The organism is Prauserella alba, from assembly GCF_024171735.1.
Classification (GTDB): Bacteria; Actinomycetota; Actinomycetes; order Mycobacteriales; family Pseudonocardiaceae; genus Prauserella; species Prauserella alba.
Genome location: NZ_JAMTCH010000003.1, coordinates 245,198 through 265,673 on the forward strand (window position 1 = coordinate 245,198; position 20,476 = coordinate 265,673).

Below are 20,476 nucleotides of genomic sequence, written 5' to 3' on the forward strand. Positions count from 1 at the left end.
GTGATTAGCATGGCTGTTCTGGACCTTCAGGCCCTGGAGACCTCGGCCGCCGAGGCGCAGCTTCCCGGCAGCACCGTCAGCAACAACTGCTGAAAAGTTCTCCGGTAGATCCGCCCGCACGGGGCGGGAAACTTGTCGAAAACACTAGAAAGGTGATTAGCATGGCTGTTCTGGACCTTCAGGCCCTGGAGACCTCGGCTGCCGAGGCGCAGCTTCCGGGCAGCACCGTCAGCAACAACTGCTGAAAAGTTCTCCGGTAGATCCGCCCGCACGGGGCGGGAAACTTGTCGAAAACACTAGAAAGGTGATTAGCATGGCTGTTCTGGACCTTCAGGCCCTGGAGACCTCGGCTGCCGAGGCGCAGCTTCCCGGCAGCACCGTCAGCAACAACTGCTGAGGTGTTTCTCCAGTCGAGCACTTCGCGATGAAGTGCACTGTGGGAAGTAGGAATCAGCACGTGATCGGTGGTGGCGTTGTGTGATCGCGGAACCGGGAGAACGCCGCTGTCTCCGGGCAGCCTCCGGTCGGCACGCACCGTTCGGGCCGTATCGACCGTGACTGATACCGCCGTTGCCGGGGAGGTCTCGGCCTCCCCGGCAACGGATCAGCGCCGGTGTGGACACCCGAGGGAATCGGGCGTCCACACCGGACTCTTGTGCCCGTGCGGGTGGTGGAAGTCGGAGGAGTGGCTTGACTCAGGCGACCTCGTCGTCGGGTGGCTCGGCTCGTACCGGCCGGCACCGACCGGCGGACGGGCGACGGCCGGTGTCGCACATCCTCGCGGACTTCGCGGTCACCGGCCATCGCATCGACGCCAGCGGTGCGCGCAGGGGAGTCGAGTACGGCGGCAGGCACCGCACCCCGCACCGGCGCGGTGCGTACATCGCGATGCAGATCGCCTTCGCGATCAACCTGGCGGGCAACGCCATCGGCGCCGCCGGGTTCCCGATCTTCGTGCTCGACAGCACCGGCGACCTCGCGCTCACCGGGTGGATCGTCACCGTGTCGATGGTCGGCTCCATCATCACTGGCGTCGTCGCCGGCCCGCTCATCGACCGTGCGGGGCTGCGGGTCTCCTGGATCTTCTCCATCGTCGTCGGGACCGCCCTGACCGCGCTCACGTACGCGTTGTTCGTGGCCGGGGTGCTTGCTCCGTGGCTGTTGCTCGGCGTCTCGTTCCTGCGCAACTCGGCCGACGAACCCGGCAGGGTCGCGACGTTCGGGCTGCTCCCGACACTGGCCAAACAGGCCGGTCATTCACTGGAGAGCGCCAACGCCACGCTGCGGTCGATGAATGCGCTCGCGACGATCTTCGGCCCGATGGTCGCCGGTGGCATCGTCGCGGCCTTCGGCAGCCCGTGGGTGCTCGTCGTCGACGCGGCCGCGGGCGCGCTCGCGGCGGTGATCGTCATCGTTTTCCTGGCCGTTCCGGGAAGTGCGGCGGCGGAGAAGGGACGGACCGCCGCCGATCTGCGGACCTACCGGCAGCAGTTCGTCGTGGCGGTGCGCTTCTTCCGCTACGACAAACTGCTGCTGTCACTCATCATCACGACCACGATCCTCGCGACCCTGGACAGTGCCGTCGGAACCATCGGGCTGACCGGCTATGCCTCGGACATCCTGGACGACGCGGCGTGGTACGGCGGCCTGGTCAGTGCTTTCGGGATCGGGTCGCTCATCGGGACGATCACCTACGGCGTCGTCGGCGCGCGTCTGCCGCGACGGGCCACGTATTTGGCGGCATACCTCGGTTTCGCCGCGATGCTGCTGCTGCTCACCGTGCAGGTCCACGTCGTGGCGGCGCTGGCGATCATGGTCGTCGGCGGTATTATGATCAGCCCGATCGACCTGCTGTATCTGCAAGTCCTGCAGGAACGCGTACCCGAGCGCATCTTCGGCTCGGTGACGAGCATCGTCACGACGATCGTGTCCGGCCCCGGCCCGGTCGGCGTCGCGATGCTCACCTGGCTGCTGGGAGCGGCGGGCACGCGAACCACGTTCGTGGTAATTGGATGTTGCTATCTGCTGATAGCCGTCGTGCTGTTCTTCGTCCGCCCGTTGCACCGGTTGAAACGGCCACGGTTCGACGACGCGCAGCCGACACAGCCGATCATGATCGGATCACTGACACGATAGATTGCCGCGCACAGAGCGGCCGTCGAGCGTTAATGGAGGATGTAATGAGTGCCAACGTGAAGTCGTTGTTCATCGGTGCCGGAATGTTGATCGTGGGCCTGGTGCTCTGGTTGACCACGGAAGGCGTCGAGACGCCGGTGGTCACCTTGACGAAGGTCGGTCTCGTGCTGGCGATCCTCGGCGCTGCCGAGCTGGTCATCACCGGTGGTTGGATGCTGTTCGGGTCGAAGGACAAGGAGAAGGATCAGGTCGAGGGCAACTGACGCGGTCCACGTCGTCCGGACGAACCGGACACCGCGAACTCGGTGACCGGACACAGCGAACAACGGTAGGGCCGTGAGTATGGGACTCGACCCCGAATTGCCGGGCAGGAACGCGACCTGGACGTTCCTCGCGGACCGCATCGAGATCGTCTACTCCAGCAGCAGTGGGATTCCGCGGCTGTTGCGACGTATCGGACAGCGTTCGGTACCGCTCGCGGCGATCGCGCGGGCGGGAGTCATGCACGGCGACGGTGCTCCGGTACTGGCCCTGCGCTTGCATCCGGGCGCGGATCCCTACACCGAGGTCGCCGCCGGACAGCTCGCCGAGGACTCGGAGCTCTACCGTCTCGAGCTGGACCGCGGTCAGTCCGATCTCGCGGACTACTACGCCGAGCACATCCGGCTCCTGGCCGAGCAGCATGCCACTACCCGGTCCGAATCGAACGGTTTGCTGCTGGATGCGGAACCGCCGCCGTTGCACCTGCGGTGCTTCGACGCCGACGCCCATCTCGACGCCGACAACCTGCACCTGCGGTGGAACGCCGATGCGACGCCGGAGAAGCGGTCCGGCGGTGACCGGACGTACCCGCTGGCCGACCTCGACGGCGTCGAGTGGGTGCGACCGGGCGCGTTCAGCGGACAGTTGTCCGTGCGCGTGCGGGGCGAATCCGCGGACAGACCGCCCGCGGAGGAGGATCCCACGACCGTTCTTTTCGGTTTGGGTTGTGGCACCGTCGCGGACTCTCTACCATTCGGTGCATCACTTCTTGCCGGCATTAGGCGCCATGCGGCGCCCGTTTCGTCCGGGGCGTTGAGTGACGGTCGGAGGACCGCTCTCGATGCCGGACCGCAGGAATCCCGCCTGGCGACATCGGTCGACGAGATCGCGAACGCCATTCGTGAACTGGGATCGCTCCACGAGGCCGGTCTGCTCGACGACGCCGAGTTCCGACGCAAGAAGCAGGAGTTACTGGACCGGTTGTGACCGGAGTGCGCCTCCGGAAGCGACTATTACTGGAGGCTGTGTCGGTGTCCGACGCGATGTACTTTCCGGGCCTCGTCCCGACGAAATTCTCCGCCGTCGAGACGTTTCTGCGCGAGAACGAGTTCGCGCAGAAACGTATCCGAGTAGCCGACGACGTCGTCGGCTACTCGGTCCTCGATGCCTACGAGAAGGCCGACGTCTACGACTGGGAAGTGTTCGAGGTCGGCTTCATGGCGCTGACCCTCGCGCTGGCGGACTGGACGACCGCGAACCTCGACCTCCGGCCGGTGGTGTCGGGCGGTCAGAGTTTCGGCGCGCTCGCGGCCGCCGTCCACACCGGCGCCTTGTCCTATGAGGACGTCCTCACCCTGATCCAGCGGAGCACCACGGTCGAGGTCGACTACTTCGAGTCGCAGCCGGAGCCGCTCGGGTGCTTCTTCTTCTACCGCATGGACTCGGACGCGGTCGACGAGCTCGTCGCCGAGTTCCGCGCAGCGGGGCGCGACGTGGAGGTGTCGATCTATCTGGACAACACGGTGCACGCCGTGTCCGGTCCGCTCTCCGACCTCGAAGTGCTGCGGGAGCGTGTTCGTCGGCAGGGCGGTTTCCCCTTCTATCTGATGAACCGTTCGGAACACTGTTCGTCCGTCGGACCGCTCCGCGCCCGGCTGGAGGAGGAGGTGTACCGCCATTACAGCTGGCGGGCGCCGACCGTCCCGATGCTGTCCGACGTCACCGGAGGCCTGCTCACCGACGGAACCGCCGTCATGACCGACCTTCTCGACGGTTGGGTGACACCGGTCCGCTGGTCCACGGTGGTGGACGGGATGCGGTCCAGCGGGGCACGCCGCGTGGTGATCGTCGGTCCGCGGAACATGTTCGCGCGGATCACCAACAACGTCATGCCGACCGCGGTGGTGACCCCCAAGGTCGCCGACGACTTCGCGACCTCCGGCTTCACGATGCCGGAACCGTTGGAGGTGACGGCATGACCGGCCGGACCGGATCGCGATCCGCGACCTACGACGGTGCCTGGCACGCGGTCGTCGACTTCCTCCGCACCGCGGGGGCCGAGGTGATGACCGGTCTACCCTCCGACGACCTCACGCTGCTCGATGCCCTGGAGGCGGATTCACCGCGGCTGGTCGTGTGCCGGGACCAGCGCAACGCGGCGTTCATGGCCACCGGTTACGCGCTGCAGGCGGGGTCGCCGGGCGTGTGCGTCGTCGGCAAGGGCCCTGCGGCGACGAACGCGATGACGGGTGTGCTCGAGGCCAGATTCAGCGGAGCGCCGCTGCTCGTGATCGGAACGGGCACCGCGACCGACCGCCGTAGCGGCACCGCGTTCCAGGAGCTGGATCAGATGTCGGTGCTCGGTCCCGTGGTCGGCTGGTCGGAGCGGGTGGACAGCTCGGCACGACTGGTGCCGGCGCTCGAGAAGGCGTGGCGTCGCGCGCAGGGGCCGCCTGCCGGCCCGGTGTACCTGGAACTGCCGGAACAGCTGTTGACCGAGCGGATCACCCGTGACCGTCCGTGGCAGACCGCCGTCGAACCACCTGCGGGGGTGCGATTCGACGAGCGCAGCCCGGCGGTCGCGGCCGTTCGCCGTGCCCGGCGGCCGATCCTGCTGGTCGGCGGCGGCACGCGGCACCGCAATCCCGACGGTGCCGTGGAACGGTTCGCCGCGAGCCTGGGCGCGGCGGTGTTCAGTACCGCGTCGGGGCGCGGGTGCTTCGACGAGGACGACGAGCGTTTCCTCGGCCTGTCCGGTCTGTACCTGCGGCCGGCGGCGGCGCCGCTGTGGCGGGACGCCGACCTCGTGGTCACGCTGGGCAGCAGGCTGGAGGAGACGGCGACCTTCGGCTGGCCGGACGTCGCCGACATGCCCCCGGTCGTCCAGGTCAACGTCGACGTGGACGGGTTCTCCGCCGACTGGGACGGGCACCGGGTGACGGGAGACGTCCGCGATGTCGTGCGGGAGTGGCTGCCTGCGCTGGACACCGCCGAACGGGACGAGACGTGGCAGGAGCGGATCGCCGAGACCCGCCGCCGGCTTCACTCGGACGCCGAGGTCCCCGCATCCGGCGTACCGGCCCCCGGCACCGTGCGGGTGAGCCGGTTGTTGTCCGCTGTGGACAGTGTCGTCCCGCGTGATCGTGTCCTCGTGCAGGAGAACGGACTGCAGGACATGTGGTCCTACATCTTCCCGTACTACACGTGCGCCGCCGAGGGTGGCTCCGTCGTGCCGTCCGAGCAGACGAGTCTCGGCTTCGGCGCTGCGGGCTCGGGGGGCGTGTTCCTCGCAGCGGACGGAAGGCCGGTCGTCGCGTTCGTCGGTGACGGCGCGTTCGCGATGATGCGAAGCGAACTGGCCACTTTCGTGAAGGAAGGGCTGGCCGTGCTGATCGTGGTGATCTGCAACGGCGGATACGGCTGGTTGCAGTCGCAGCTGGGCGCGCACGGGCGCGCCGGTGAGCGGTTCTCGTTCATCGACCCCGGCGACGTCGAACCAGGCGGCCTCGCGCGGAACGCCGCCGAGGAACGCGACGTCCACCAGGTGGCCGTCACCGACGAGGCCGCGCTCGACGCGGCGTTGACGAAGGCATACGAACACACCGCAGCCGGTACGGTTTCCGTTGTCCATGTCGCGGTGGAGCTGAGTGACGCTCCGCCGGGCATCTCCGACATCGAAGGTGACTTCACAGCACCGGATCCCGCCTGAACCGGCACCGAACAGCGAAGGGCACCGCGATGCTTGAGGAAATTCGGAGACTTCGCCGGCGCGTGGTCGTCACCGGACACGGCGCGATCACACCGCTCGCACCGGACGTGGAGGCGACGTGGTCGGCCATGCTGGCCGGCCGGTCGGGTGTCGGCCCGGTCCAGTCGCTGGAGGTCGGCGATCTGCAGTCGCAGGTCGCCGGCGAGGTGCGGGACTTCGACCCGGACACCTACATCGCCCGCAACGTCAGCAGGCGGATGGACCTGTACGCGCAGTACGCGCTGTGCGCGGCGATCCAGGCCGTCGAATCGTCGAAGCTGACGATCGACGACCGGTTGGCGCCGCGCGCCGGGGTGCTCATGGGCAGTGGTTACGGTGCCAATCTGTACAACCAGAGCCTGCCGGAGATTCTGCGGGACAAGGGCCCGCGCCGCATCAGCCCGTTCGCACAGGTGGCCGGTGCGATCGACAACCCGGTGGGTGAGATCAGCATGCAGTTCGGTGTGAAAGGGCCGACGCGGGCACTGAGCACCGCGTGTGCCACCGGCAGCGACTCGGTGGGTGAGGCGGCACGGTGGATCCAGCTCGGCATCGTCGACGCGGCCATCGCGGGCGGCGCCGACAACTGCATCACGCGCATCGATCTCGCTGCGAGCGGGAACGCGAAGGCGCTGTCGACCCGCAACGACGACCCGCAACGGGCCTCCCGCCCCTTCGACGAGGAGCGCGACGGTTTCGTGATGAGCGCGGGCGCGGGCGCGGTCGTGCTCGAAGAGGCCGAGCACGCGATGCGGCGGGGTGCGCACATTCTCGGTGAGGTCGTCGGATATGCCTCGACCTCGGACGCTCACCACTGGACCGCGCCGCACCCCGAGGCGGAGGGTGCCAAGGCCGCGATGCGGGGCGCGCTGGACGACGCCGGCATCGCGCCTGCCGACGTGGACTACATCAATGCGCACGGCACCAGCACGCCGGTGGGGGACGAGCGGGAGGTGGCCGCGATCCGTGAGGTGTACGGCGAGCACGCTCCGCGCATCCCGGTGAGCTCGACGAAGTCGATGACCGGGCACATGATCGGCGCGAGCGGTGCGGTGGAGCTGATCGCCTGCATGCTGGCGATGCGGGACGGCGTCGTGCCGCCGACGATCAACTGCGAACGTCCGCTGGATCCCGAGATGAACTTCGTGCCCGCAGCGCCGCAGCGCCACGACACGAGGATCGCGATGAGCAACTCCTTCGGCTTCGGCGGCCGGAACGCGGTGCTCGTCGTGCGGCGGTGGGAGGCCGAGAGCGCATGAGTGCGGACACGGGGCTGCTGGCTGGCAAGCGGATCCTGATCACGGGAGTGATCACCGAGACCTCGATCGCGTACCAGGTCGCTCGGGTCGCGCAACAGCAGGGCGCGCAGCTCGTGCTGACCGGCTACGGGCGGATGTCGCTCGTGGAACGGATCGCCGCCCGGTTGCCGCAGCCCGCGCCGGTCGTCGAACTGGACGTCACCGACCCTTCGGATCTGGCCGCGTTGCCGGGGCGCGTGCGCGAGCACGTCGACGGCCTCGACGGAGTGGTCCACTCGATCGCGTTCGCCCCGGAAGCCTGTTTCGGTGACTTCCTGGCGACGGAGTGGAACGACGTCGCACCGAGTCTCCACGTCTCGGCCTACTCGATGAAGTCCCTCGCCGTCGCCCTGTTGCCGCTGTTGTCGCGCGGGAGTTCCGTCGTGGGGATGGACTTCGACGCCAGGGTTGCGTGGCCGGACTACGACTGGATGGGCGTGGCGAAGGCGGCGCTCGAGTCGGTGACCCGATATCTGGCGAGGGACCTCGGACCGTCCGGGGTGCGCGTCAATCTGGTCGCCTCGGGGCCGTTGCGGACCATGGCGGCGAAGTCGATCCCCGGATTCGCCGAGCTGGACGCCGACTGGGACCGTAAGGCGCCGCTCGGCTGGGATACCGTCGACGGCACCGGCGTGGCGAAGTCGGTGTGTGCGGTCCTGTCCGATTGGCTGCCGACGACGACGGGCTCGATGGTGTGGGCCGACGGGGGTGTGCACGCGGTCGGCAGCTGACCCGCGGTGCGCCGCGCGGCTCACCGGCCGTCACGGGGCGCTGACCAGGGCGGATTCCCGTCCGGGTGAGAGCGCGTAAGTCATTCTTGATTCATTCAAGATTTTCCGGCAGACTGGCCGCCGTGCCTACGACCACGGATCTCGAACAGCTGCTGCGCGGGGCCTCCCTGCGTGTCACCCGTCCGCGGGTGGCGGTGCTGTCCGTGGTGCACGAACATCCCCACGCCGACACCGATTCCGTCATCGGACACGTGCGTGAGGAACTCGGTGAGGTCTCCCATCAGGCTGTCTACGACGTGCTGCGCGCGTTGACGGCCTCCGGACTCGTCCGGCGTATTCAGCCCATGGGTTCCGTCGCGCGGTACGAGACGCGTGTCGGGGACAACCATCACCACGTCGTGTGCCGCTCCTGCGGCCGGATCGCCGACATCGACTGTGCCGTCGGCGAGGCTCCGTGCCTGGAGGCCTCCGACGACCACGGCTTCACCATCGACGAGGCCGAGATCATCTATTGGGGCGTGTGCCCCGACTGTTCCGCAGTTAGTTCCTGATCCACGCTGATCCACCTGAAGGGATTTCCATTGTCCGAGAGCACCGAAGCGGCCGCGGGCGGCTGCCCCGTCCTGCACGACCAGGGTCTGCCGCACCCGACTCAGGGTGACAGCAACACGGTGTGGTGGCCGAACAAGCTCAACCTGAAGATCCTGGCCAAGAACCAGCCGGTGTCCGACCCGATGGACCAGGACTTCGACTACGCCACGGAGTTCGAGTCCCTCGACCTGTCGGCGGTCAAGAAGGACATCGCCGACGTCCTCACCGACTCGCAGGACTGGTGGCCCGCCGACTTCGGCAACTACGGCCCGCTGATGATCCGGATGGCCTGGCACAGTGCGGGCACCTACCGGGTCAGCGACGGCCGCGGTGGTGCCGACGGCGGCCAGCAGCGGTTCGCTCCGCTGAACAGCTGGCCGGACAACGTCAGCCTCGACAAGGCCCGCCGGCTGCTGTGGCCGGTCAAGAAGAAGTACGGCAAGAAGATCTCGTGGGCCGACCTGATGGTTCTCACGGGTAACGTGGCCCTGGAGACGATGGGCCTGAAGACCTTCGGTTTCGCAGGTGGCCGGGTCGACGCGTGGGAGCCGGACACCGACGTCTACTGGGGTTCCGAGACCACGTGGCTCGGCAGCGACCAGCGGATCTCCGGTGGTGAGGAGAACCGCGAGCTCGAGCAGCCGCTCGGCGCCACGCACATGGGTCTCATCTACGTCAACCCGGAGGGGCCGGAGGGCAAGCCGGACCCGGTCGCCGCCGCGCGCGACATCCGCGAGACATTCGGCCGCATGGCGATGAACGACGAGGAGACCGTCGCCCTCATCGCCGGTGGGCACACGTTCGGCAAGACCCACGGCGCCGCCCCCGACTCCAACAACGGTCCCGACCCCGAGGCCGCCCCGCTGGAGGCGCAGGGCCTCGGCTGGAAGAACAGCCACGGCACCGGTGTCGGCCGCGACGCCATCACCAGTGGCCTCGAGGTCACCTGGAGCCCGACGCCGACCCAGTGGAGCGGCTGGTTCTTCCACAACCTCTTCGCCTACGAGTGGGAGGTCTACGAGGGCCCGGGCGGCGGCTGGCAGTGGCGTCCCACGAACGGGATGGCCAACAACACGGTGCCCGACCCGGAGACCGGTGAGCTCAACCGCCAGCCGAGCATGCTCACCACGGACCTGTCGCTGAAGGTCGACCCGATCTACGAGCCGATCTCCCGCCGGTTCATGGAGAACCCGGACGAGTTCGCCGACGCCTTCGCCCGCGCATGGTTCAAGCTGACCCACCGCGACATGGGCCCGAAGGACCGCTACGTCGGCCCCGAGGTCCCGGCGGAGGACCTGCTCTGGCAGGACCCGATCCCGAAGCCGGAGTACGTGCCGAGCGAGGCCGACGTGGCCGAACTCAAGGGCAAGATCGCCGACACCGGCCTCTCGGTGTCGGAACTGGTCTCCACCGCGTGGGCCGCCGCGTCCACGTTCCGCGGCAGCGACAAGCGCGGCGGTGCGAACGGTGGCCGGATCCGCCTCGAGCCGCAGGTCAACTTCGAGGTCAACGAGCCGGAGAAGCTCAAGCCGGTGCTGAAGAAGCTGGAGGAGGTCCAGACCTCGTTCGGCCGGCCCGTCTCGTTCGCCGACGTCGTCGTCCTGGCCGGTGTCGTGGGCGTCGAGAAGGCCGCCAAGGCCGCAGGCGTCGACGTCACGGTGCCGTTCACGCCGGGCCGCGGTGACGCCACGGCCGAGCAGACCGACGTCGAGTCGTTCTCGCACCTGGAGCCGCGCAACGACGGGTTCCGCAACTACTTCGGCAAGGGCAACCCGCTGCCCGCCGAGTACGCGCTGATCGACAGGGCGAACCTGCTCACGCTCTCCGCACCGGAGATGACCGTGCTGCTCGGCGGCCTGCGGGTGCTGGGCGCCAACTACCAGGGCTCCAGCAGCGGTGTGCTGACGTCGAAGCCGGAGGCGCTGACCAACGACTTCTTCGTCAACCTGCTCGACATGAGCACCGAGTGGGAGCCCACGACCGACGCCGCCGAGGAGTTCGCCGGCAAGGACCGCGCCACCGGCGAGACCAAGTGGACCGCCAGCCGCGTGGACCTGCTGTTCGGTTCGAACTCCGAGCTGCGTGCGTTGGCCGAGGTGTACGCCGCCGACGACGCGAAGCAGAAGTTCGCCGCGGACTTCGTCGCGGCGTGGGACAAGGTCATGAACCTCGACCGGTTCGACGTCACGGCCTGATTCCGGCCTGACACTCCGAAACGGCCCGCCGCAGGGGATTCCCTGTGGCGGGCCGTTTCACGTCACGGCCCGCCACCTGCTCGGTCGTCGCCGGTTTCAGTCGCCGCCGGAGCCCTGTTCGTGTTCCTGGTACTCGGCGCGCCTGCGGCTCTCCCGGTAACCGTAAGCCGCCTGCCGCACGGCCTGGTCGGTCTCCAGACTCGATCCCAGCGCGCCCGCGATCCCGCCGAGCGTCGTGAACGCCCATGCCACGGCCAGATACGTGCCGACATCGGTTTCGCTGCCGAGCATGCTCGTCAGCAGTGATGCCGGCAGGATCAGCCACGCCAGCACGAAGTTCACGACGAACAGGATCACCAGCAGCACGACCACGCCGATGATCAGCGTCAGCAGCGTCGAGGCGTTGTACAGCCGCGCCAGCTCCGGATCCGAGCGCGTGTCGCCGCGTTTCTCCCACAGGTTGTGCGCCGCGATCAGCCATGCCACGAGGGCCGCGATCGCCGTCGCCGTCGTCAGCACCTTGAACCCGGTGTTCAGCTGATCGCCGACCATCCAGATGGTGCTCGACGACAGCCCGAACGCGCTCGTCGCCACCGCGGCCGCCAGCGCGCGCGACAGGCCGAACACGAGGCGCCACGGCCGGTTGGTACGCACCATGCCCGACAGCAGCCGCAACTTGCCGCGCTTGCCCGGCGTCACGTACCGCACGTCGAGGTAGCTGTCCTCCGTTTCGATCGCCTTGCGGCGAATCGGCGCCAGCACACCGATCGCGCGACCGCTGAGGCCGTGCCGGCGATGTTCGCGCACCCCGCCCGGTTCGTCCCGTTGTCCGTGATCGCCGCGGAGCTCGTCGAGCACCTGCCGGATCACCTGGTGGACCCGCCTGCGGGTCTGCAGGCCGCCCATGCCCGGAACCGACACGACACCGACGCCGCGATCGTGATCGATGTCCGCAACGACCGGGCCTTCCTCGGAGCGCACCGGAAGGTCGGTGATGCAGATGGCGTAGGTCCACCCGTGCGAGTCGCACTTGTGCGCGGTCTGGTCGAGGATCTCCGCGGTTCCCTCGAGCGTCGCCGTGACCGGATCGGCGTCCACCTCGAAGCGCCATTCCCCGTCCAGTTCCTCGGGCAACGTGTCGGCCAGGTGCTCGGCGATCGTCTGCGGCATGTCCGGATCCGCGATCAGGCCGAGCACGGTGACCCGCTCGGAGGAGCGGTCGTCGGTGACGGATTCGGTGTCGTCGCTGGATCGAGTCGGCACTGGACTTCCTGCTTTCACGATCGGAGTCGGAGCGGCGCTGGGGCATACCACTCGTACACCGGGCCGTAAACCGGTGGGACCAGCCGGTCCGGCGATCGAGAGGCCTGCCGCGGCGGCCGATATCCACCATGACAGTTGATCACCGAGCCCGCGCGCCGGACCGGCACCCGCGGGTGTCGACGAGGAGGAGTGGACGTGACGAGACGATCGGTGCGGGCGGCCGTGACCCTGGTGTGTGCGGTCGCGATGGGCGGTCTGACCGCGGGAACGGCAACCGCGGCCCCAGCACCCGGAGTCGACACAGGTCCCGGAGTCGACACAGTGTCCGGAGCCGGCACTGTGTCTGGAGGCGACACCGCGCGCGACACCGCGCCTGGAGGCGACACCGCGCCCGGAAGCGGCCCGGGCGGCGAACCCGCGCTGGTGCACGCAAACACGGCGAACGAGTGCAGACTGAACGTACGCAGCGGCCCGCACCTGAGTGCGACGGCGCTGACCACATTGACCTGCGACAACTACACGACCTGCAGCAACGCGGGCGGGGTCGACCCCTGCGGGCCGTACGAGGTCGGCGGCACCTACAGCTGTGTCGGAACCGACGGCACCCAGGTCACGGACGACCGCTGGGCCCCGGTGGCCTATCGCGCGCCCGATGCGGCCTATGTGGCCGTGGCGTGCGCGGCGCTGCGCGAGCTGTAGCGGCGGCATCCGAGGACGAGCGCCTGAACCCGCGGCGGTGGCTGTGGGTTCAGGCGGCCGCGGCGAAATCGTCGTTGATCGACACGACCCGCTTGCCTGCCGCGGCCAGCAGCGAGGCGGCGATACCCGCCCGGTAGCCGGACTTGCAGTGCACCCACACCTCGCCCACGGGGACCTCGTCCATCCGTCCCAGCAGCTCGTGCAGCGGAATGTGCACCGCGTCGTCGAGATGCCCTTCGTCCCATTCGGACCGGCGCCGCACGTCCAGCACGGTCACTCGCCGGTGGTGCCGGACCTGGGCCAGGTCGGCGAAGCACGCGGTCTCGAACGAACGCAGCTCACTGCCGAACGCCCATTCCCGGACGTTGCCGGTCGCGGCGGCTTCGAGCCGGTCGATGCCGATGCGGACGAGTTCCCGCTGCGCCTCGGCGATCTGCTCGGGCGTCTCGCCGAGCAGTGTCAGCGGCGTGCCCCACGGCAACAGCCAGCCCAGATAGGTCGCGAACGCGCCGTCGATGCCGAAGTTGAGCGTGCCCGCGACGTGACCGGCGGCGAACGCCGTGCGGGTGCGCAGGTCGACGACCCATTCGCCGGCGTCGATGCGGCGCCGCAGCTCGCCGGCGTCGGCGCGGTGCGGGGGACTCAGGTCGGGTTCGGAAGGGCCGGCCAGATTGGCGGGCTCCATGTGCGCGTAGTACGCCGGATACACGTCCAGCCCGGCGATCAGCGTCTCGACGTAGGAACGTTCGTCGACGGTCAGCGCCGGGTTGACGCGCTTCTCGTGGCCGATCGTCGACGCATCGCCGGACGTCGGCGTCGCAGAGCAGAAACTGCCGAAACCGTGGGTCGGCAGGACCTGTGTGTCGTCGGGCAGCTCGGTCGCCAGCCGGTGCGCCGAGGCGTGCTGGGCGTGTGCGAGGTCCTCGGTGTGCTCCCGCCCGAGCAGGTCCGGTCTGCCGGTCGAGCCGAACAGCAGCGAACCGCCCGTGAACACCACGGGGCGGTCACCCTCACGGGTCGCGGCGTACGACAGGTGCGTGAACGTGTGTCCCGGGGTCGCCAGCGCGCGCACCCGCATCGAGCCGACTTCGACGACGTCGCCGTCCGAGATCGGCGTGCGCTCGAAGGACACCGGGTCGGCCGCGTTGACGTGGTAGGACGCCCCGGTCAACCGGGCAAGGGCCAGTCCGCCCGTCACGTAGTCGTTGTGGATGTGAGTCTCGAACACGGCCGCCAGGCGGACACCGCGGTCCTCCAGCAACGCGAGCATGCGGTCGATGTCGCGCTGCGGATCGACGGCGAACGCCACCCATCCGTCGTGCACGAGGTAACTGCGATCGCCGAGCGACGGCGTGTCGACGGTCAGGATCTCCATCCGCGGTGTGCCCTCCCGGTCACTCACTGACAGCGCCGGCTGCGCCGGGCCCTGCCACGAACGGTAGCAGCGGGCGATCGCGTTTTCCGTTGTGTCGCTGTGAAGTTGTGCCGCCGTGAAGTTGTGCCGCTGTGAAAGTTGTGTCGCCGTGAATGCGCCGCTGTGAAGTTGCGGCGCCGGAGGTCGCGCCGTTGGCGAGCTGCCGCGCCGGTGCGGCGCCCCGATGCCGGGGCGCCGCGGGCTGCGGCGAACGGGGCCCGGACCTCAGGCGACCGGGGTGCGTGCCACGAGCAGGATCGACTGCCCGAACGGCACGCGCACGTTCTTCTCGATCGTCTTCGTGACGGGCACGACGAAGCGGTCGTACATCGACACCAGCTTCGGGTTCGGCGAGCCCGTGCCGCCCTTGCGGACCGCGGCCCACCAGGCGAAGGCACCGAGGAAGTTGACGGGCTTGGAGACCTCCGGCGACAGTCCGGCGCGGCGCGCTGCGGTGGCCAGCGTGCGCGGGGTGTAGCGGCGGTAGTGGCCGACCATGCGGTCGAACTCGCCGTACAGCTGCTGGTATCCCGGCACGAACATGATGACCTTGCCACCCGGTGCCACGGACTTCGACAGGCTGCGCAGTGCGCCGGCGTCGTCCTCGATGTGCTCGAGCACGTTGATCGCCAGCAGCGTCTCGACCGGGTTGTCGAGGCGGCCGTTGCCGTCGCCGTCGAACTGCTGCACCTCGACGTCGGAGCGGTCGGCGAAGCGCGACTTCATCTGCCGCACCGCGTCCGGGTCGACGTCGGTGACGACGTAACGCTCGGCGTCGTGGTAGCCGGAGACGAACTCGCCGTCGCCCGCGCCGATCTCGAGCACGGAGCGTCCGGCGTACGGCCGGATCAGTTCGCGCTGGTACTCCAGGTAATTCGGCTTGGCGTTGTCGCCTTCGAGGCTGCGACCCGTCGCCGCGGAGAAGGCACCGTGGCCCTCCGGTGCCGACCCGTCCTGTTCTGCGGCCTGCAGTGTCACGCGTTCCCCTTCCGGTTTGCCGGACGCCGGGGGTGGGTTTCGCCGGTGATGGTGGGAGTGCCGCCAGCAGCGGCGAGCTCGCACACCGTCAGCGTGGCCGACCCCAGTGCCTGGGCTTGACTTGTCCGTTGCCACTTCGGATTCCCCACGGTAGGGCATTTTAGTTATCGAACATCACCCAGGTTGATATGTATATGTTATGAATAGCTCCGCGTGCTCTGCTGTGGCTGATGACACAGCGTACGGCCGGTCCAGGGAATACAGGCACATAACTTATGCATGCAGGTATGCATGGCGAACCGGGCAGCTACGGACATTCCAGGCCGGTCGACGAAACGACTCGAAAGCATCACGTATCGGGTGGGGCCGGACGATGACGCAGGACTGCGGGCCGAGTGCGCTCACCGCGAAGGGGTCACGAGGGGCTGCACGCCGGAATGTCGCCGTATGCCCGGACGTGAATGCCTGCGTGCGAATGCCGCGAGGCTGTGGATGCCGGGGCTGTCAATGCCACGGCGCTGTGCATGCCGCGGCGCTGTGCATGCCGCGGCGCTGTGCATGCCGCGGCGCTGTGCATGCCGCGGCGCTGTGCATGCCGCGGCGCTGTGCATGTCGAGGGACTGTGCATGCCGAGGTGTCGCGAATGGCGGGTGTCACAGGGAGGCGTCACCGGGAGGCAGAACGGCGCAGCCGGACGGTGCGGGTGGACGGGCTGTGACATCGGGGTGTGTGTCACAGCCCGTCCGTGCCGGGGTAGGGCGGGGCCGGCCGAGGAGCTTGTCCGCAGTCGTTCGGACGTGGCCGTCGTGCGTCGCGGAGAACCGGCCGACCGGCTGGTCGGGGCAGCCGGGTCGAGGCAGTTCGGGTCGAGCGGTCGGGTCGGGCGCCGGGGAGCGCGGGTGTTCGAAGAGGGCCGGTGGGTGTCGGGCGATGCCGGGGGACCACCGCCCGACACCCACCGGCGTCACGCCGCCTGCGGCGTGGAACCCGCACGTCGGCGACGTACGAGCTCGCGGCGTTCCTCCTGGGTGAGGCCGCCGAAGATCCCGAAGTCGAGGCCGCCGTCCAGCGCGTACGACAGGCAGCGGTCACGGACGGGGCAGCGTGCGCAGACGGCCTTGGCCTGCGCGGCCTGCTGTGAGCCCGGGCCCATGTCGGACACGGGGAAGAACAATTCCGGGTCCTCGTCGCGGCAGGCGGCGTCGTGCACCCACTCGAGGCCCTGTGTTCGGTCGATTTGTTCCATGGTGCGGGCGCCCTCCTTTCGCGGCGCGGTTCGGTAGTGATCGAACTCGGATCGTGTGCTCGCCGATTCGCGTCGGCCGCCGGCCGGTGTGGGCCGGCCGTTCCCGGCACCGCCGGTGGGAATCCGTCGTCCGGGATCGGGCACGCGAGTGCCCTCGCGTCTCATCCGGAGTGGCCGGAAACGGAGGCACGAGAACGGGCGAACACTTTGTCCAACGGTTGCGGGGACGAGCTTTGTTCCAAGTTCAACGTCCTCTCCGGCGCGACGTCCGTCACGTGCCGCGTGCGCCACATTTGCATTACATCCGGGGAGTGCGTTTCCGAAACGGGAGGATTCTCCGAAACGAGAGGCGGTCGAGGCGGTCACGGCCCCGGCCGTGACGCATACTGAGCGATGTGGACTGGATACTGCACGTCGATCTCGATCAGTTCATCGCGGCCGTCGAGATCGCGCGCCACCCTGAGCTGCAGGGCAAGCCCGTCGTCGTCGGCGGAAAGGGCGACCCTGCGCAGCGCGGTGTCGTCGCGACGGCGTCGTACGAGGCTCGCGCGTTCGGTGTGCACTCCGGAATGCCGTTGCGCACGGCACAGCGGAAATGCCCCGACGCGGTATTCCTGCCGTCCGACTCGCCTGCCTACGAGGAAGTGTCGGAACGCGTCATGGCGGCATTGCGGGAACTGCCGGTCGTCGTGGAGGTGGCGGGCTGGGACGAAGCGTTCCTCGGAGCCGACACCGAGGATCCGGAAGATCTCGCCCGGCGCGTCCGCGACATTGTGAGACAGCGTTGCGGGTTGGAATCATCGGTGGGGATCGGCGACAACAAACTGCGGGCGAAGACCGCGACCGGATTCGCCAAACCGGGCGGAATCCACCGGCTCACCCAGGCGGACTGGCTGCCCGTGATGGCCCATCGGCCCCCGGATGCGCTGTGGGGTATCGGCAGCCGCACGGTGGGCAAGCTCGCCGAGCTCGGCATCACGACGGTCGGTGAGCTGGCCGATGCCGACCGTGATCGGCTGGCGGCACGGTTCGGGCCGACGATGGGACCGTTCTTCCGCGTGCTGGCTCACGGCTGGGGCGACCGCGAGGTCACGGCCACCCCCTACGTGGCGAAGTCACGCAGCAGGGAGACGACGTTCCAGGAGAACCTCACCGGCCGCGAGGCAGCCGACGCGGCGGTGCGTGAGCTCGCGCGGCGGGTCGCCCACGACGTGATCGCGGAGGGGCGGCCCGTCGCACGCGTGGCCGTCAAGGTGCGGTTCGCGCCGTTCGTCACGCGGACCCGCAGCACGACGCTGCCCGAGCCGCTCGACCCGGCCGCGGGCGCATCGCAGGGCCGGGACGAGTCGCGGACGCCGAAGCCGGCGCCGGAGTCGCGGAGGCCGCAGTCGCAGCCGGATTCTGCCGAGCTGTCGGGGCCTCAGGGGGTGCACGAGGGCGAGCAGGAGCCTCCGGTGAAGCCGGAGCGCACGGCTGTGGGTGACGCGCTCGAACGGGCTGCGCTGACCGTGCTGGCACGGTTCGACTTCGACCGCCCGGTGCGGCTGCTGGGCGTCCGTGCCGAGTTCGCCGTGTCACCGGCAGACGGCGGCGAGGAATGATCTGAGTCACATCGCGAACGCCGTCGCCGCGACGACGTTCCGACGGGTGCCCCGGAATGTCCGACCGTGCGGATATCCTGCAGTACGGTGCCTTCCCGTCGGGTCCAGCGAACCAGGCCCGGCGCCGACGCCCCGCACGAGGCGGCCTGCCCGTGGGTGCGCGGAAGCCGCCATCGCATCACGAGACCGGGAGAGACGACCCTGTGACTGCTTCGGCCGAGACCCTGTACGGCGCCGACGATCTGACCCACCTCGAGGGACTGGAAGCGGTGCGGAAGCGGCCCGGCATGTACATCGGGTCCACCGACAGCCGCGGCGTGAACCATCTGTTCGCCGAGATCGTCGACAACTGCACCGACGAGGGCGTGGCGGGGCACGCCGACCGCGTCGTCGTCACGTTGCACGCCGACGGCAGCGTCGAGGTGGACGACAACGGCCGCGGGATCCCCACCGACAACCACGCCAAGTCGGGGATCTCGGGCGTCGAGCTGGTGCTGACCCGGCTGCACGCCGGCGGCAAGTTCGGCGGCTCCGGTTACAAGGCCTCGGGCGGTCTCCACGGCGTCGGCGCGTCGGCGGTGAACGCCCTGTCGCTGCGGTTCGACGTGCAGGTGCGACGGGCGGGCAAGGTCCACGAGATGTCCTTCGCACGTGGTGTCGCCGGGGTGTTCGACGGTGCGGGGCCGAAGGCGAAGTTCACGCCGCAGTCGGGGTTGCGTGTCGCGCGGAAGATGAAGCGCGGCGAGTCCACCGGCACGACGATCCGTTACTGGTACGACGCGCGGTACTTCGAGCAGGGAGCGGCGCTCGACGTCGAGCAGGTGCGCACCAAGCTGCAGCACACCGCGTTCCTCGTGCCCGGCGTCACCTACGTGCTGCGCACCGCCACCGACGGCGAGGTCGGGACGATCGAGGAGGAGACGTTCCACTATCCGAACGGTCTCGCCGACATGGTCGAGTACCTCGCCCCGACCGGCGACCGTGCGGTGTCCGGGACGATCACGATCTCCGGTGAGGGCACCTACAAGGAGAACGCCGCCGACGAGAACGGCGTGATGCAGTCCAATGTGGAACGCCGTGCCGAGGTCGACGTCGCGCTGCGGTGGGGAACCGGCTACGAGCGCACCATCGAGTGCTTCACCAACACCATCCGCAACGTGCACGGCGGTACGCACCGGAAGGGCTTCGACCGGGCGCTGACGAAGTCGCTGCAGGAGGCGATCTCGCGGACCCGGGGGCTGCTCAAGCCGAAGGAGGACCCGCCGACCCTCGACGACATCACCGAGGGCATGACCGCGGTCGTCCACGTGCGCATCCCGGAGCCGCAGTTCACGTCGCAGACGAAGGACGAGCTGTCGACCGCCGGCATCACCAAGGTGATCCAGGGCATTGTCGACAAGGAGATCCGCGCCTGGACCGACAACCGCCGGACCAAGTCCGAGGCCAAGACGGTGCTGCAGAAGATCGTCGACGCCTCCCGGGTGCGGATCGCGCAGAAGCAGCAGAAGGACGCGGCGCGGCGGAAGACCGCGCTCGAGGGCGCCGCCATGCCGCCGAAACTCGTCGACTGCCGCGCGACCGGCATCGCACGCAGTGAGCTGTTCCTCGTGGAGGGCGACAGCGCACTCGGCTCAGCCCGCAGTGCGCGGGTGTCGGAGTACCAGGCACTGCTGCCGTTGCGCGGGAAGATCCTCAACGTGCAGAAGGCCGGTCTCGGCGACGCGCTGAAGAACGCCGAGATCTCCAACATTGTCCAGGTCCTCGGCGCGGGAACCGGGCGGACGTTCGACATGTCGGCGCTGCGCTACGGCCGCATCATCATCATGGCCGACGCCGATGTGGACGGTTCGCACATCCGCACCCTGCTGATCACGTTGTTCGCCCGCTACATGCGGCCCGTCGTCGACGAGGGCAGGCTCTACGCCGCGATGCCGCCGCTGCACAAGGTCGTCACCAAGGGCCGCAGCGAGGAGACGCACTACACCTTCACCGAGCGCGAGATGCAGGAGAAGGTCGCCGAACTCGAGGCGAAGGGCAAGACGATCAAGAAGCCCGTGCCGCGCTTCAAGGGGCTCGGCGAGATGGACGCCGACGAGTTGTGGGAGACGACGATGAACCCCGCGACCCGCGCTGTCCGCCGCATCACTCTCGACGACGCCGAGGCCGCCGAGGCGGCCCTCGAACTCCTCATGGGCGAGAAGGTCGAACCCCGCCGCAACTGGCTCGTCTCGTCGTCCGAACGGGTCGACCAGGCCGCGATCGACATCTGACGGCGCGATCACCCCCGCATTCGCCGCGCCCGTACCCGTACCCGC

The 20,476-nt window shown here is 68.7% G+C and carries 18 protein-coding genes; 14 read left to right on the forward strand and 4 right to left on the reverse strand.

Features of this window, described 5'->3' with window-relative positions:
* Positions 1 to 9 precede the first annotated feature (9 nt).
* The 11 genes from LY12_RS01050 (at position 10) to katG (ending at position 10,960) form a co-directional block, all read left to right on the forward strand.
* Positions 10 to 93: a class III lanthipeptide gene (locus tag LY12_RS01050; protein WP_253854779.1), complete on the forward strand. Its 84-nt coding sequence runs from the start codon at positions 10 to 12 to the stop codon at positions 91 to 93.
* A gap of 211 nt (positions 94 to 304) precedes the next feature.
* Positions 305 to 397 (forward strand): class III lanthipeptide, encoded by a 93-nt coding sequence (locus LY12_RS01055; protein ID WP_221212622.1) that lies wholly within the window; start codon positions 305 to 307, stop codon positions 395 to 397.
* 293 nt (positions 398 to 690) lie between these two features.
* Positions 691 to 2,136 (forward strand): MFS transporter, encoded by a 1,446-nt coding sequence (locus LY12_RS01060; protein WP_253852653.1) that lies wholly within the window; start codon positions 691 to 693, stop codon positions 2,134 to 2,136.
* A gap of 44 nt (positions 2,137 to 2,180) precedes the next feature.
* Positions 2,181 to 2,399: a DUF5708 family protein gene (locus tag LY12_RS01065; RefSeq protein WP_253852654.1), complete on the forward strand. Its 219-nt coding sequence runs from the start codon at positions 2,181 to 2,183 to the stop codon at positions 2,397 to 2,399.
* Between the two features lie 79 nt (positions 2,400 to 2,478).
* Positions 2,479 to 3,384 (forward strand): DUF4429 domain-containing protein, encoded by a 906-nt coding sequence (locus LY12_RS01070; RefSeq protein ID WP_253854781.1) that lies wholly within the window; start codon positions 2,479 to 2,481, stop codon positions 3,382 to 3,384.
* 44 nt (positions 3,385 to 3,428) lie between these two features.
* Complete coding sequence (locus LY12_RS01075) at positions 3,429 to 4,376, forward strand: hypothetical protein (protein ID WP_253852655.1); 948 nt, start codon at positions 3,429 to 3,431, stop codon at positions 4,374 to 4,376.
* Complete coding sequence (locus tag LY12_RS01080) at positions 4,373 to 6,106, forward strand: thiamine pyrophosphate-binding protein (protein WP_253852656.1); 1,734 nt, start codon at positions 4,373 to 4,375, stop codon at positions 6,104 to 6,106. The genes LY12_RS01075 and LY12_RS01080 overlap by 4 nt, the downstream gene beginning before the upstream one ends.
* 29 nt (positions 6,107 to 6,135) lie before the next feature.
* Positions 6,136 to 7,404, forward strand: coding sequence for a beta-ketoacyl-ACP synthase II (gene fabF / locus LY12_RS01085; RefSeq protein WP_253852657.1), 1,269 nt, complete (start codon positions 6,136 to 6,138; stop codon positions 7,402 to 7,404).
* Positions 7,401 to 8,174, forward strand: a complete 774-nt coding sequence (gene fabI / locus LY12_RS01090; RefSeq protein WP_253852658.1) for an enoyl-ACP reductase FabI — start codon at positions 7,401 to 7,403, stop codon at positions 8,172 to 8,174. The genes fabF and fabI overlap by 4 nt, the downstream gene beginning before the upstream one ends.
* Positions 8,175 to 8,296: 122 nt before the next feature.
* Positions 8,297 to 8,725 carry a Fur family transcriptional regulator gene (locus LY12_RS01095; RefSeq protein WP_253852659.1) on the forward strand — a complete coding sequence of 143 codons (429 nt, stop codon included), beginning with the start codon at positions 8,297 to 8,299 and terminating at the stop codon, positions 8,723 to 8,725.
* Positions 8,726 to 8,755: 30 nt separating this feature from the next.
* Positions 8,756 to 10,960 carry a catalase/peroxidase HPI gene (gene katG, locus LY12_RS01100; RefSeq protein ID WP_253852660.1) on the forward strand — a complete coding sequence of 735 codons (2,205 nt, stop codon included), beginning with the start codon at positions 8,756 to 8,758 and terminating at the stop codon, positions 10,958 to 10,960.
* Between the two features lie 96 nt (positions 10,961 to 11,056).
* Here katG and LY12_RS01105 read toward each other — a convergent pair whose 3' ends face one another.
* On the reverse strand, positions 11,057 to 12,223 hold the full coding sequence (locus tag LY12_RS01105) for a hypothetical protein (protein ID WP_253852661.1): 1,167 nt from the start codon (positions 12,221 to 12,223) through the stop codon (positions 11,057 to 11,059).
* Between the two features lie 339 nt (positions 12,224 to 12,562).
* Between LY12_RS01105 and LY12_RS01110 the strand changes: the two genes are divergently transcribed.
* Positions 12,563 to 12,922: a hypothetical protein gene (locus LY12_RS01110; protein WP_253852662.1), complete on the forward strand. Its 360-nt coding sequence runs from the start codon at positions 12,563 to 12,565 to the stop codon at positions 12,920 to 12,922.
* 49 nt (positions 12,923 to 12,971) lie between these two features.
* Here LY12_RS01110 and LY12_RS01115 read toward each other — a convergent pair whose 3' ends face one another.
* From LY12_RS01115 to LY12_RS01125, 3 genes are all read right to left on the reverse strand, one after another.
* Positions 12,972 to 14,297 carry an MBL fold metallo-hydrolase gene (locus LY12_RS01115; protein ID WP_253852663.1) on the reverse strand — a complete coding sequence of 442 codons (1,326 nt, stop codon included), beginning with the start codon at positions 14,295 to 14,297 and terminating at the stop codon, positions 12,972 to 12,974.
* Between the two features lie 264 nt (positions 14,298 to 14,561).
* Positions 14,562 to 15,314, reverse strand: coding sequence for a class I SAM-dependent methyltransferase (locus LY12_RS01120; protein WP_253852664.1), 753 nt, complete (start codon positions 15,312 to 15,314; stop codon positions 14,562 to 14,564).
* 964 nt (positions 15,315 to 16,278) lie between these two features.
* Entirely contained in the window at positions 16,279 to 16,560 is a 282-nt protein-coding gene (locus tag LY12_RS01125) for a WhiB family transcriptional regulator (protein ID WP_253852665.1), read from the reverse strand.
* Between the two features lie 386 nt (positions 16,561 to 16,946).
* Between LY12_RS01125 and LY12_RS01130 the strand changes: the two genes are divergently transcribed.
* Entirely contained in the window at positions 16,947 to 18,161 is a 1,215-nt protein-coding gene (locus tag LY12_RS01130) for a DNA polymerase IV (RefSeq protein ID WP_253854783.1), read from the forward strand.
* A 203-nt stretch (positions 18,162 to 18,364) separates the two neighbouring features.
* Positions 18,365 to 20,431 carry a DNA gyrase/topoisomerase IV subunit B gene (locus LY12_RS01135; protein WP_253852666.1) on the forward strand — a complete coding sequence of 689 codons (2,067 nt, stop codon included), beginning with the start codon at positions 18,365 to 18,367 and terminating at the stop codon, positions 20,429 to 20,431.
* The last annotated feature ends 45 nt before the right edge of the window (positions 20,432 to 20,476 follow it).